The following is a 13262-nucleotide window of genomic DNA, read 5'->3' on the forward strand; positions in this document are numbered from 1 at the left end:
CAAAAACTGTTATGAAGTGCGAATTTGCTAAAGCTTACCTTGCTAGCGCGGGCGGAGTTTTTCTGTATTGTGGGTAACACAAAACGCACGAAAGGAATGACTCTCATGGATGAGAAACTGCAAACGCTCCTTAACGCCCAGGTCAACAACGAGCATGGCGCGGCCCTGATTTACACTCAGCTGGCCTATGAGATGGACAACCTGTCCTTCCCGGGCATGCGCGATTGGTTCTTCAAGCAGGCAGAGGAAGAGCGCGAGCACGCGCAGAAGTTTGCTGAGCACCTGCTGGACCGTGGCTACCGCGTCGAGCTGGAGGATATCCAGGTGGGCTCCGTCAAGGCAGCTACTCCGCTCGATGCCTTCGAGGCCTCCCTCGCGCATGAACAGAAGGTCTCGGAGCAGATCCGGGAGATTGCCCGCACTGCGGATGCCGCTGGCGATCTCGATTCCCGCGCCCTCATCAACTGGTTCCTCGATGAACAGGTGGAGGAAGAGGCCAGCGTGTCTGAGGTTATCGACCAGCTGAAGCTGGTGGGCAACGATGGCTCCGGCCTCCTGCGCATCGATAGCTCGCTGGCAGAACGGTAACGAAGCCATATAGTTTGAACGAATTCTCCCACAGCCCTCGCGGTTGATGGGAGAATTTCTTGTATGACTAACACGCGGCTGATGCTTCTAGGCGGTGCCCTCGCCGGGCTGGCAATGGCACTGGTGGGTGGTATCTGGCTAGCCGCGACTAATGTGGCGCTGGGGACCTTCTTTTTTGCGTTGGCACTTATGTTGGGCCCGTTCCTCGGCGTGGCTCTGTTGGTATGTGCTGCGGCGGCGTCGACCGCGCTGAGCCGCTCTCTGTTTAGCGTCGGAGGATTGTTCCTGGTGGGGGCAATCTCCACCCTGGGCGCGCTGCCGTGGGGCCGCGTGAGTGTCTCGCTGCCGCTCTTCATCGTTGGCACGCTGACTGGTGCGGTGGCGGTGTGGCTACACTGGGCGCATGGCCACTCTGCTCTTCGATCTGTACGGCGTGCTCATGCGCTCAGCCACGCCCGCCGGGCACGCTGAGCTTGAAGATTACGTCCGCCCGGTCAACCCGGATCACTTTTGGTCCACGTATGAGGAGTTTCGCCCAGCCTATGATGCAGGGCACCTGAGTGATTCGCAGTATTGGGGCCGCATTCGTGCCCTGACGGATCTTGCGCCTTTCGACGTCTCCCAGGCGGTGGAGCTAGATACGGAGCACCTGCTGGAGGCCGACGAAGAGATGGTGGACCTTGTCCTGAGGTTCATCGGGGAGGGCCACAGCGTTGGTATCCTCTCCAACGTTCCCGCGGCATTGGGGGCGAAGGTCCGTGCGTCGCAGCCTTGGTTGGAGGAGTGTGCCGCCGTGACGTTGAGCTGCGATATCGGCGTGGCGAAGCCCGACCCGGAGGCCTATCACGTGGCTGTCGATGCCCTCGGCGCCCAAGCCAAGGACACCTACTTCTTCGATGACCGCCCGGACTTTGTCGCGGGCGCACAGCGCGTCGGGCTGAATGCACATCTTTTTACCGGCCCCGATTCGGTGCGTTTTTAGCGCGCAATCGACATGTGGGATCGCCAACGCCGCGGAAGGCCCTGTGGGCGTCCGCGTGGCGTGGCTGTGGTCTAGCCGGGTTTGTCTGGTCCCCGTGCTGTAGCTTGCTGGGCTTGTTGATACGCTGCCTGGGCGGTGATTGGTTCTCCCCAGGGCGGAATGTAGTCCACCTCGCCGCGGAGGCGGAAGACGTAGCCGGCTCCGGTGGGTTTATCCGGGTCATCATCATTAACCCCGTTGTGATAAGCACACAACATGGTCAGATTCGGCGGGTTGGTAGCCCCACCGGCTTTCCACGGCACTAGGTGGTGCACGTGGGCATAATCAGCAGGTTTGTTACATCCCTTCCTGGCACAGGTGGGGTGCTCGGCACTGGCCATCATGCGCTGCTCGAACCCGGCAAGGCGTTTCATGCGATGCAGCCATACCGGCCCGATGGTGGGGTGGATGAGAGTGACGTAGCCGATCTCGGCAAACTTGTAGTTCAGAAACTGCGTGCCAGTCATACGGCCACCGTTGGTGAGCTCGAGGATGATGTCGTCACCGTCGCCGGAGATAATCTTGTCGAGCTTGTCCAATGTAACGACCACGCTGGTGAGGACAGCTGGTTTGGTACCGCCGTGAGATTTACTGAAGAAAACGTGCCTGGAAGCGTCAAGCAAGTTTTTCTGGTTGATGGATTCCAACACGCCACGCATCTCGGTGACGGTCATGGGGTCATCGGTAATCGTGAGTGAATGCGGGCCTTCCGAGCGGTAGGTCATGCGTACCCCCGGGGTGGGGATACGTTTGGGCTTGAGCTCTTTGAGCCGTTTGGCCGCCACAGCTGGGATGCTCGATGCTGGTGTACCGGCGAGCTTTACACGCAAGTTCCACGCGTGCAGCTGGTTCTTCAGTTTCTTCGTGTAAGACTCAATCAGGCTCAGCGTGGCCAGATCATGGTGTTGTTCGGCGACTCGGCTACGGGCAGTGCGTTGTTTGCCCGTGAATTTCGTGGCGCCGAAGTAAATGTGGTTTAAACGTGCCAGCTCGGCGGCATCGGCAGGTGCAGCGCCGAGTGCGCGTAAACGTTTCTCGCCTCCTACCGCTTGCTCCACCAACGTGATCCCCGAGTTGCGGTAGGAGAAATAGGTCTCTAAATCCCCCATGGGCCAGAACACTAAAGCACCCTCACCAACCCTGCAACCGGAGAGAAAAACTTTAGGCGGCCTTTGCCTCGCGGCCCAGCTCAAGCGGGACGCGCAACAACGGGTCGAGGGCCACAGCGCGGGTGCAGGCCCGGACAATCTCGGAGGGCGACGGAATCATACGCAGCTCCAACGCCTGGTCGGTGTTCTGCCGCACGGTAGCCGCGAAGAGCTTCGGGGCAGCGGGATCGTCGGAGAACGCGCCTCCCGCCACCACGAGGGTGTCCGGTGCGTGCTCAGCCACGAGGGAGGCGGCGATGGTGCCGAGGGAGCGGGCGCGGTCGTCGAGAAGCGCACGCGCAGATGGGTCCTGCACTGCATCCGGAAGGGACTCCGCACCTGCGGCCGCCAACACGGCCTGGGTGGCCAGGGAATCCGGGGCGGTAAGCTCCAGCGGAGCAATCTCATCGTTCACGGTGAGGGCCGCGCCGACCGAGTCATCCGCGTAGAGCACCATGACGGGTTTCTCCGCACCGAGCTCCGTGGATTGCGTCTCCGAGCCGAGGATGGCAGGGATGACGGAGGAGACAACAACCGGCACACCGAACTGGTACTGCAGGCGGCTAGTGATATCCATGCGCTCCCAGCCCAGGTTGTGGGCCGTCACGCGGCCGGATTCATCCACACAGCCGGACGTGGTCACGCCGACGGAGACCAAACGGCGGTCGAGGCCTGTCATGAGACGGTTCATGCCCGCGATGATGTGCTCGATAACGTCGCCCTCACTCAAACGGAACACGGGCGTTGCCACATCTTCCTCGCAGAGTGTACGGCCCTTGGTATCGAAGAAAGCGATGCGCGTGAACGCGGTACCCACCGCGATGCCGGCCAGCATCCAGTCATTATCCGCGACCTCCAACGGAACGGTCGGGCGCCCACGGCCGCGGGACTGCGTGAGGTCGGTGCGCTCGCGAATCAGTCCGGCACTCAAAAGTGCAGCGGTGGCGCGGGTAATGGTGGGCTGGGATAGCCCGGTGGCTTCTACCAGCTCACTGCGGGTAACGACGGGGTTGAGTCGAATGATGTGGAGGCACTTCGCCGCAGGGGTACGAGGGCGGGTGAACACGGGGCCAGACTTGATCATGGCGTCAAGTATAAATTCAGCAGACCGCATTGTCTAATAGAAATTAGCTTCCAGTAGACATCATGGTCTAGGGGTGGTGCTGCGATAGAGTGAAACTCATGGATTCTGTTGCTGTGTATTGCGGCTCAGCCGCCGGAAATTCTGAGGCTTATGCGCAGGCTGCGCGCCACGTGGGGGAGGAGCTCGCGCGCCGCGGACTCACCTTGGTCTACGGCGGCGGTGACGTTGGTCTTATGGGCATCGTCGCGGATGCCTGCCTGGCGGCTGGCGGTCATGTCATCGGGGTTATCCCACAGCAGCTCGTTGATGTCGAGCTCTCACATCCGAACATCACGCAGCTCGAGGTCGTTGACACCATGGCGCAGCGCAAGACACGGATGGAGGAGCTCGCGGATGCCTTCGTGTGTTTGCCGGGCGGTGTGGGCACCCTGGAGGAGCTCACAGAGGTTCTCACCATGCAACAGCTCGGCAACATCGACGGGCCTGTGGGCCTGGTGGATGTGCAGGGCTTTTGGCAGCCTTTCGTGCATATGTACTCCGCGATGGTGCAGGAGGGCTTTGTTCAGCAGCGCTTCCTCGATGCGCTCGTCGTGGAGTCGTCGCCAGCCGCTGTACTGGATGCTTTCAGCTCCTGGACCAGCCCGGGCAGCAAGTGGGGCAACAATTAGCTAACAACCTGGCACAAAGCCGCCGCTGGGTTGGCCGAACCGAGAGGTTTTTCGTTAGACTTCGCCCTTATGAGTTTTGACCAGAACGCAGAGCGCCAGCCGTCGTTGCTGGACGCGTCGTGCGATAACTTCGTTCACGACCTCGCGCAGCTCACACCTACCGATGCCACCGCGTGGGGCATCCCTGGCTTCGATGGGGAGCTCGAGGATTTCTCGCCCGAGTATTACTCCGCCGTTGCGGACCGTACGCGTGAGATGCTGGCGGACCTCGACGCACTCGATGACACCACCGATGAGTCGGATGATGACGATGACTTCGACGAGGTGGATTACGTTACTGCTGAGGTCTTGCGCGATCGTCTCTGCCTGGATCTTGACCTCCACCATGCTGGTGAGGACATCCGTTGCCTCAACAACATTGCCTCCCCAGTGCAGACCATCCGCGACACGCTCATGCTCATGCCGCGCGATACCCCTGAGCAGCTGGACATGTTGCGATCGCGTTTGTCGAGGGTGCCGGCGTCGTTAAGCGGCTACAAGGAGTCCCTCATCGAGGCGGCGTCGCGTGGCATGGTGGCTCCGCAGCGCCAGATTTCCGAAGTATTCGTGCAGAGCGAGCGGCTTGCCGACGCCGGCTCCATGCTCGAGGACCTCGGCCTCGACGGCGATTCTGCCGAGGTCACGAAAGCCAAGGAAGCTTTCGGCGAGTTCGCTGACTGGCTCTCCAACGAGCTGCAGCCGCAGGCCCCGTCGCAGGATGCGGTGGGCCGCGAGCGCTACGAGCGCTTCTCCAAGCTCTTCGTCGGCGATGCGGTGGACCTTGATGAGGCTTACGAGTGGGGCCTAGAACAGGTGCGTTCCATCAAGGCAGAGCAGGAGAAGATTGCCCACCAGCTGTACGGTTCGGACGTGACGGTCCGCGCGGCGATGCGCAAGCTCAATGAAGAGGAGCGCTATCAGCTGCACGGCACCGACGCGCTGGTGGAGTGGATGCAGTCCACCGCGGACCGCGTGATTAAGGACCTCAACGGCACCGCCTTCGACATCCCGGAGGCCGTACGCGACATCGAGTGTTGCATCGATCCGGCCGGTACCGGCGGCATCTTCTACACCTCGCCCTCCGATGACTTCTCCCGCCCGGGCCGCATGTGGTGGTCCGTGCCCGCGGGCCAGGAGCTGTTCCACACGTGGCAGGAGCTGACTACCGTCCATCATGAAGGTGCGCCGGGCCACCACCTGCAGATTGGTGCCGCGCTGACCCAGCCGGACCTGAACCTGTGGCGCCGCGCAGTGACGTGGAACTCCGGCCACGGCGAGGGCTGGGCTCTGTACGCGGAGGCGCTCATGGCGGAGCTGGGCTACATGGATGATCCGGGCTTCCGCATGGGGCTTCTCGACGCCCAACGTTTCCGCGCCGCCCGCGTCGTCGTGGACATCGGACTCCACTTGGGTAAGGCTCTGCCTGATTGCAACGCTTCTGGTGTTTGGGACAAGTCCCACGTCAAGACCTTTATGCGTGAGAACACCGCGATGGATGATGCCAACCTCTCCTTTGAGGTCACCCGCTACTTGGGCTGGCCGGGCCAGGCTCCGTCCTACGCGCTGGGCCAGCGCCTGTGGCAGCAGACCCGTGACGCTGCGGTGGAGCAGGGCATGGAGGTTCGGGACTTCCACTCCCAGGCCCTGGCGTTGGGCTCGGTGCCGATGTCGATCCTGCGCGAGACCATTCTGGATTAAATCCCCAGGTTGCGCGCCTGACTCTTGGATTTATCCACACCTGACTCTTGGATTTATCCACTAGTGACTCTGTGATTTATCCATTTTTCGGGCTAAGGTACCTGGTATGTACCTGCCCCGAATCGTTGATGCAGAAGTCGAACGAGGGCTCCGTGTTTCGGGTGCCCTCTTTCTTAAAGGCCCCCGCGCGAGTGGAAAAACTTCCACGGCACGCCAATTTGCCAAGTCTGTTATCCAACTTGACCGAGACTCCCCAGAGGCAAACCTTGCGCGCATGCAACCGGCATTGGGGCTTGAAGGCGCACGGCCGCGGCTCATTGATGAGTGGCAGGTTGTCCCAGCTATCTGGAATGAGGTGCGCCATGCAGTCGATGACTCGCAGGACAAAGGGCAGTTTCTCCTCACAGGTTCCTCCACGCCCGATGGTGATGCTACCCGGCATTCTGGTGCGGGCCGGATTCGTTCCATTCAACTGCGAACATTGAGCTTGGCAGAGCGAGGACTTGGTGCCGAGCACGTCTCACTGGGCTCAATCATTGCGGGCAATCAAGAGCCCACCGCTGGGACAGATGCTACCGTGGCTGATTATTCCCGTTGGATCGTTGCTGGTGGTTTCCCGGAGTTCTTTGAGCTTGATCCGCTCGACGCGCAGGAAGGGATGGAGTCCTATCTGACAGAAATGAGTGAGCACGACTATCCCGAACTCGGCGGACCACGACGCGATCCGCGCCGTTTTCAGTCGTTCCTTCATGCTTATGCCGGACTGGTTGCCCAACCGGCTACTGCTGCTGCGATTCGCAAACGCATTGGAGAACTCAGTAGCGCTACTTCGACGCCAGCCGCAGAAACTGTGAACGTCATTCACGATTTTGCTACGCGCCTCTTCCTCATTGAGGACCAGCCGGCGTGGTCACCACGTACTCGTTCGAAGACGTCCATGGTTCAAATGCCGAAACGTCAATTAGCCGATCCCGGTTTGGCTGCTGCTTTGTTGGGAACGGGGCCAGACAAACTGCTTGGGGATTTAGAGGCTCTAGGCATTCTCTTCGAGGCGCAACTTGTCCACGATCTGCGCGTTTATGCGCAGGCGCTGCGTGCGCGCGGAGTATTCCACTTGAGGGACATGAAGGGGCGCGAAGAAATTGATGCAGTGGTGGAGCTCCGAGACGGTTCGTGGGTAGGGTTTGAAGCGAAGCTTTCTCACAACGAGGTTGATGCTGCGGCGGCACATCTAAAGCGCGTAGCCGCTAAACTCTCTTCGCCACCAGCAGCGCTGATAGTTGTGATTCCGAGTGGGCCGGCTTTCCAACGCCCAGATGGGGTGTGGGTGGTTCCCCTAGCGGCGCTTGCGGAATAGCCCCAGGATCTGGGGCAGGTAGCCGGCGATGACGAGCACGATGATGAGCCGGATAATCTGCACGGCCACGACCGCAGGGCCGGCACCGCCTTCCGCGGAGAGCGCGAGGACGGTCTCCAGCGCGCCGGGTGAGGTGGCGAGGTACGCCTCGAAGTAGGTGATGTCCAGCCACGCGGTGAGTGGCAGGGCGGTGAGTGCGCACACGCCGATGACCACGACGATGAAGAGGATGGTGGCGGGCAGCTGCTTGGCAAAGGACGTGAGTGCTGGCACGGAGAGGCCACCGCCGCAGACCCAGCCGATGGACATAAAAGCCATAATTTTGAAGACGTAGAGCGGCTCCAAGGTGTGGCCGGCGGGCAGGAATTGCGCCACGATGACGGTGAGGATGAGCGGGCCCAACACCGCAGCAGCTGGTAAGCGAGCGAGTTTGCCAAGGTGCTCACCCAGAATCGCAATGGCGATGGTCAGCAGCACAATCCACCACGTGGTCTCGCCGTCGATACTCATATCGACGCTCTGGCCCGCGGGGGCGCTCAGAAACGAGACCACCAAGGGGAGGGACACCGACACCGCGAGAAGGCGCAGGTATTGGGTCAGCGCCACATAGCGGTAGTCCGCACCCAGCTCGCTGGCCAGTGCCGGCATGAGCGAGGCACCGCCCGGCAGCATGGATAAGATGCCCGTCTCCCAGGAGATATCCTTCGGCTGCGAGCGGTGCAGAAGCACGCCGCCGGCGACGCCGATGAGCACGGTGATCAACGACATCGTCACCGCAGCCGGCACAAAGCCGATGAGCGTGGAGGCGGGGACCAAAGTGAGTGGAATACCGGCCATCATTCCGATGAAACCGCGGGCCATGGCGTAGAAGCGGTCATTGACGGCGAGTTCCTTGCCCGTCGTCAAGGCCATGGCTCCCGAGACCACGATGGCGCCGAGGATCCAGGCTGCGGGTACGTGAAGGTAGCTCAACAGCGCCCCGAGAGCTGCAGACCCCGGGGCTACGATGAGCCACCTCGCGCGAACAGACATGCAATCGAGTTTAATGATGGGCATGGACTTTGGATTGAGCGGTTGGGCGGTTCTCACCATTGGCGCTGCCGTCGCCGGGTGGGTTGACGCCGTCATTGGCGGCGGCGGGCTCGTGCTCATTCCGCTCATTCTGGCCGTGGCTCCGCAGCTCGCACCCGCGACGGCGTTGGCGACGAACAAGGTGGCGGCGGTGTCGGGAACGGCGTCGGCGGCCGTTACCTTAGTAAAGAAGGTGCGCCCACCGAAAGGCGAGCTTATTCGCATGGGACTCATCGCGCTCGTGTGCTCCGGCCTCGGCGCGGTGGCAGCCGCGCTCATGGACAAGGACGTCATGCGCCCGGTCATCATCGTGCTCATGGTGGCCGTTGGTATCTTCGTGGCCTTTCGCCCGGATTTTGGCAGCGGTGACGGCCAGGGCCTGCGCGGCGGCTGGCGCACGTGGGCAGCACTGGGCGCTGTGGCTGCTATCGCGTTCTACGACGGCATCTTCGGACCCGGCACCGGCATGTTCCTCATCATGGCGTTTACCGCCATCTTCTCCCAGAATTTCCTCACCTCAGCGGCGATGGCGAAGGTGGTCAACACGTGTACCAACGTCGGCGCCCTCGTGGTGTTTATCGCGGGCGGCCACGTGGTGTGGGCGCTGGCCCTCGTCCTCGCGGTGGCCAATATTATCGGCGCGCAGCTAGGGGCGCGGACAGTGCTTGGCGGCGGCGCGAAGCTCATCCGCTATGCGTTGCTGGTACTCGTCGTGGTGATGAGCGTGTACCTGTCCTGGCAGCAGTGGGGCTGATTTCTACATTCGGTTCTTCGTCTTCGCCGTAGCCACCGCGTTCCACGGATCTTCTGGCCACGGGTGCTTGGGGTAGCGCCCGCGCATGTCGGCACGCACGCCGGCATAAGGCCCAGCCCAGAAGCTCGCTAGGTCATCGGTGACGGCGAGCGGGCGGCCGGCGGGGGAGAGCAGGTGAAACTGTACGCGGTGGCCGCAGTATTCGGGGGATTCGGCCAGGCCGAAGCATTCTTGCAACTTGATGGAGACCACGGGGCGCTCGCCGGACCAGTCGATGCGCGCGTCGCGTCCGGAAGGCACCGGCAAGCGTTCTGGTGCGAGCTCTTCGAGGCGGCTAGCCTCGGGCCAGGGCAGAAGGCGCTGCAGTGCTGGGTACATGTCCGGCTTGTGGCCTTCTGCTAGCTCACGTAGTTCTGGCTCGAGCCACTCCAGGCTGGCGCTGGCACTTTCGACGTCCGGCCACGGATCGCCGTAGGCTGCCCGCAGGTGGCGCATACGTTCCCGCAGGTTCTGAGCCTTCTCACTGAACTTAAACAGTTCGAGGCCGTGGCCCGAGTTGCGCAGGGCCGCAACGGCTTCATCTCCGGAGACCTTCACCGGGGTTTCAGAAAGCACAATGGCGCCGGCCGCGCGCACCCGAACGCCGCGGACCTTGGAGCCCTCAAGGAAGGCGCGGGTCTCCTCGGTAACGCCGACGATATCGAGGGCGTCATTCTCCGCGATGGGCTCCGCCGCGCGGATGATGGCGTTGCCGGCATTCGACAGGGATACCTCGGCGACGGCGAGCCACTCGTGGCCTGCGTTCGCGGAATCCAGGACCCGGGCACGCGTGCCACTCGCGAGCAGGTACTCTTTCTCGTCCACGCGCTTGGCCACGAACTCGGGGAACGCGTTGGCTACGACCACGCCCGGGTCCACCGGGCCCTCGTTCGGTACCAGGCGGGCCAGGCGTTTCGGATCGGAATCATCGAGGCGCGCAATCGTGTCAGCGGCACCGGAGCCATGTTTGAGCAGGGCAGCTCCCCACCGCGGGTGCGTCGGTAGCAGCGCGAGCTCCTCGGTGGCGTTGAGGGAGCGGAGGGTGCGGTGGGCGTCGGCAAGCGCGGCGTGGGGCGGGGGATCCAGGAGCGGGAAATCCGGGCCCGCGCCCCAGCAGTCCAGGAAGAGCGCTGCCTGGGTGAGGTCCGCAGAGAGGATCTCCGGGGTGACGTGCGGGGAAAAGTGCTGGTAGTCATCCTGTGAATAACAGCGGATGACGGCGCCCGGCGCCTCACGGCCGGCGCGGCCGGCGCGTTGATCGGCGCTGCTTTTCGACGTCGACACCGTCACCAACCCACTCATCCCGCGCTGCGCATCGCGCTTGGGAACGCGCGCAAGACCCGCGTCGATGACGGTGCGTACGCCCGGCACGGTGAGCGAGGACTCGGCGATGGACGTGGCCACGACGATGCGCTGCTCGGCGGTGTAGAGCGCGGCGTCCTGCTCGTGGGTGGTCTGGCGGCCGTGGAGGGGGAAAACGTTGTGGCCGGCCAGTGCCTCACAGACGAGGTTGACCTCGCGCACGCCGGGCACGAAGACCAGGGTGGACTCGTGCTGTTGGGCCGCGATGTTCGCCACGGCTCGATAGAATTCTCTGTCTCCTGCCGCGCGGCCCGGGAGTGGTTGGTAGGAGATGTCGAGCGGGTAGGTCACGGCCTCCGTGGAGTGAATGGGAGCGCCGCCCATGAGCTGGGAGAACCGGGCGGCGTCGACAGTCGCGGACATGGCGATGACGCGGAAATCCTCACGGAGCTGGGCCAATTCGAGGCACATTCCGAGGACCAGGTCGGTATCGAGCTGGCGCTCATGGACCTCATCTATGGCAACAGCAGCCACTCCTTCGAGCTCCGGATCGCGCAACAGGCGGCGCAGCAGCACGCCGGGCGTGACGAACTCGACGTCCTGGCCCTTGCGGGAATCACCGCGTACCGCATAGCCGATGCGCTGGCCAGACAGCTCCTGAAGGCGGTTGGCCGCCGCACGCACCGCCACGCGGCGCGGCGCGGTGACGAGAACCTTGCCGCAGCCCGCCGCCTGGTTGGCCAGGGCCGGCGGAACGAGCGTGGTCTTACCCGTGCCCGGCGGGGCCTGGACCACCACGTGTCCCTCGGCAGGAAGGGAATCGATGGTCTCCAGGACGGGCAGGCCGCGGCCGATGGTGGCGAGATCAAACATGGAGATCCTGGCGCTCCCGCACGTCCTCGTTGAGCTCCTTGACCAAGCGGAAGCCGCGCTGGTGCTCCGCGCGGACCTCGTCGTTGACGCCTGGCATGAACCACTGCCCGCTGGCCATTCGTTCAAAGGATCCGAGGTGGGGGTCGACCGAATTCTCCTGTGGCATGCCGAAAGAATAGACATGTTGCTCGGAGATGTCGATTTTTATCTTTCTGATGTGTCAAAGGGGCCGGCATATACGCGTAGGCTCAATGAAGGAAAGTTGACGTGTAAATAAAACACAGAAGGGTTCGTTGAATTCTTATGGCAAAAATCGGCATCATTCTTGGCTCTACCCGTGACGATCGCGCCGGGCTGGCCATCGCTCAGTGGGTCACTGACCTAGCCCAAGGCCGCGACGTTGACTACGAGCTTATTGACCTTAAGGCTTTCGACGTACCGATTCTCACCTCATCTGTCATCCCAATGGCCGCCAACAAGAACTATGACGATGACAAGGTACAAGCCTGGTCCGATGCCATTGATGCCTGCGACGGCTATATCTTCGTTACCCCGGAGTACAACCACTCCGTCCCGGGCGCCTTCAAGAATGCCGTCGACCAGCTCGGTGCCGAGTGGGTAGCCAAGCCGATTGCGTACGTGGGCTACAGCTTTACCGGCGGCATCCGCGCGGTGGAGGCGTGGCGCCTCATCATGGCTAACTTTTCGATGAGGCAGCTGCGCACCCAGCTCGATATCTCGCTCAATACCGACATGACGGACGGCACCTTCACCCCGGCTGATTTCAAAGCGGAGATTGTGACAAACATCTGCGCGGAGCTGGAAGAAGCCCTATCCTAAAGCGCATGGCAGATACAGCACGCGTCGCAGTCGTTACGGGGGCATCGTCGGGGATTGGGGAGGCGTCGGCACGAGCATTGGCTGCCGACGGCTGGCATGTCGTCGTCGGCGCACGCCGCATCGAGCGCCTAGAGGCCCTAGCCAAGGACATCGGTGGTGAGGCTTATGTGCTGGACGTGACCTCGGACGAGTCCGTCGCGGAATTCGCCTCCCACCTGGACCGCGTGGACCTGCTGGTCAACAACGCCGGCGGCGCGAAAGGCTTGGAGCCGCTCGTGGAGACCACCGTGGAAGACTGGCAGTGGATGTACGAGGTCAACGTGTTGGGCACCGTGCGCATGATTCAGGCACTCATGCCCCAGCTCCACGCCGCGCCTGAGAACTCTGGCCTCATCATCAACATGGGTTCCGTGGCGGGGTGGAACGTCTACGAAGGCGGGTCCGGCTATAACGCCGCGAAGCATGGAGTGCGCGTGATTTCTCGTGCGCTGCGCATTGAGGAACATGGCGTGCGCGTCACCGGGCTCGACCCAGGCCGCGTAGCGACGGAGGAGTTCTCCCTCAACCGCTTCCGCGGCGACCAGGCTCGTGCCGATGCCGTGTACGACGGCGAACTCAACCTCACCGCGGAGGACATCGCTGAGACGGTGCGTTGGGTGGCCTCCCTGCCCAGCCACGTCAACATTGACACCATGACGATTAAGCCGCGCACACAAAGTTAAAGTACCTGTTTCGCTGCAGGTGAGACGCCCCTTATAGTGGCATGCGTTAGTAACAATG

Annotated in this window: 14 protein-coding genes; 9 read left to right on the forward strand and 5 right to left on the reverse strand. The window is 62.3% G+C overall.

Annotation, left to right across the window (positions count from 1 at the left end; translation table 11 throughout):
• Positions 1–105 precede the first annotated feature (105 nt).
• The 3 genes from NX84_RS01565 to NX84_RS01575 all read left to right on the forward strand — a co-directional run bounded on the left by NX84_RS01565 (position 106) and on the right by NX84_RS01575 (position 1570).
• Positions 106–588, forward strand: a complete 483-nt coding sequence (locus tag NX84_RS01565) for a ferritin (RefSeq protein ID WP_039673045.1) — start codon at positions 106–108, stop codon at positions 586–588.
• Between the two features lie 63 nt (positions 589–651).
• Positions 652–1059 carry a hypothetical protein gene (locus tag NX84_RS01570; RefSeq protein WP_039673047.1) on the forward strand — a complete coding sequence of 136 codons (408 nt, stop codon included), beginning with the start codon at positions 652–654 and terminating at the stop codon, positions 1057–1059.
• Positions 992–1570: an HAD-IA family hydrolase gene (locus NX84_RS01575; RefSeq protein ID WP_039673049.1), complete on the forward strand. Its 579-nt coding sequence runs from the start codon at positions 992–994 to the stop codon at positions 1568–1570. Before NX84_RS01570 ends, NX84_RS01575 begins: the two co-directional genes overlap by 68 nt.
• 71 nt (positions 1571–1641) lie before the next feature.
• On the opposite strand, the gene NX84_RS01580 is transcribed toward NX84_RS01575, so the two are convergent.
• Complete coding sequence (locus NX84_RS01580) at positions 1642–2718, reverse strand: HNH endonuclease signature motif containing protein (protein ID WP_231913722.1); 1077 nt, start codon at positions 2716–2718, stop codon at positions 1642–1644.
• A 52-nt stretch (positions 2719–2770) separates the two neighbouring features.
• Complete coding sequence (locus NX84_RS01585; RefSeq protein WP_039673289.1) at positions 2771–3841, reverse strand: ROK family transcriptional regulator; 1071 nt, start codon at positions 3839–3841, stop codon at positions 2771–2773.
• 98 nt (positions 3842–3939) lie between these two features.
• Between NX84_RS01585 and NX84_RS01590 the strand changes: the two genes are divergently transcribed.
• The 3 genes from NX84_RS01590 (at position 3940) to NX84_RS01600 (ending at position 7603) form a co-directional block, all read left to right on the forward strand.
• Positions 3940–4509, forward strand: a complete 570-nt coding sequence (locus NX84_RS01590) for an LOG family protein (protein WP_039673051.1) — start codon at positions 3940–3942, stop codon at positions 4507–4509.
• 69 nt (positions 4510–4578) lie between these two features.
• Entirely contained in the window at positions 4579–6246 is a 1668-nt protein-coding gene (locus NX84_RS01595) for a DUF885 domain-containing protein (RefSeq protein ID WP_039673054.1), read from the forward strand.
• Between the two features lie 106 nt (positions 6247–6352).
• Positions 6353–7603, forward strand: coding sequence for an ATP-binding protein (locus tag NX84_RS01600; protein WP_039673056.1), 1251 nt, complete (start codon positions 6353–6355; stop codon positions 7601–7603).
• Here NX84_RS01600 and NX84_RS01605 read toward each other — a convergent pair.
• The gene (locus NX84_RS01605; RefSeq protein ID WP_231913721.1) at positions 7583–8635 is read right to left on the reverse strand and encodes an AbrB family transcriptional regulator; all 1053 of its coding nucleotides are present in this window, start codon (positions 8633–8635) and stop codon (positions 7583–7585) included. The two genes, NX84_RS01600 and NX84_RS01605, sit on opposite strands and share 21 nt — an antisense overlap.
• Positions 8636–8657: 22 nt before the next feature.
• Between NX84_RS01605 and NX84_RS01610 the strand changes: the two genes are divergently transcribed.
• Positions 8658–9428, forward strand: a complete 771-nt coding sequence (locus NX84_RS01610; protein WP_039673061.1) for a TSUP family transporter — start codon at positions 8658–8660, stop codon at positions 9426–9428.
• Positions 9429–9431: 3 nt separating this feature from the next.
• On the opposite strand, the gene NX84_RS01615 is transcribed toward NX84_RS01610, so the two are convergent.
• Entirely contained in the window at positions 9432–11642 is a 2211-nt protein-coding gene (locus NX84_RS01615) for an ATP-dependent RNA helicase (protein ID WP_039673064.1), read from the reverse strand.
• Complete coding sequence (locus NX84_RS12445; RefSeq protein ID WP_231913720.1) at positions 11635–11808, reverse strand: hypothetical protein; 174 nt, start codon at positions 11806–11808, stop codon at positions 11635–11637. The genes NX84_RS01615 and NX84_RS12445 overlap by 8 nt, the downstream gene beginning before the upstream one ends.
• A 137-nt stretch (positions 11809–11945) precedes the next feature.
• Here NX84_RS12445 and NX84_RS01625 point away from each other — a divergent pair, with 137 nt between their 5' ends.
• Positions 11946–12482 carry an NADPH-dependent FMN reductase gene (locus tag NX84_RS01625; RefSeq protein WP_039673068.1) on the forward strand — a complete coding sequence of 179 codons (537 nt, stop codon included), beginning with the start codon at positions 11946–11948 and terminating at the stop codon, positions 12480–12482.
• A 5-nt stretch (positions 12483–12487) separates the two neighbouring features.
• Complete coding sequence (locus tag NX84_RS01630; protein ID WP_039673070.1) at positions 12488–13204, forward strand: SDR family oxidoreductase; 717 nt, start codon at positions 12488–12490, stop codon at positions 13202–13204.
• Positions 13205–13262 lie beyond the last annotated feature (58 nt).

This window comes from Corynebacterium minutissimum, from assembly GCF_000805675.1.
Taxonomy (GTDB): domain Bacteria; phylum Actinomycetota; class Actinomycetes; order Mycobacteriales; family Mycobacteriaceae; genus Corynebacterium; species Corynebacterium minutissimum.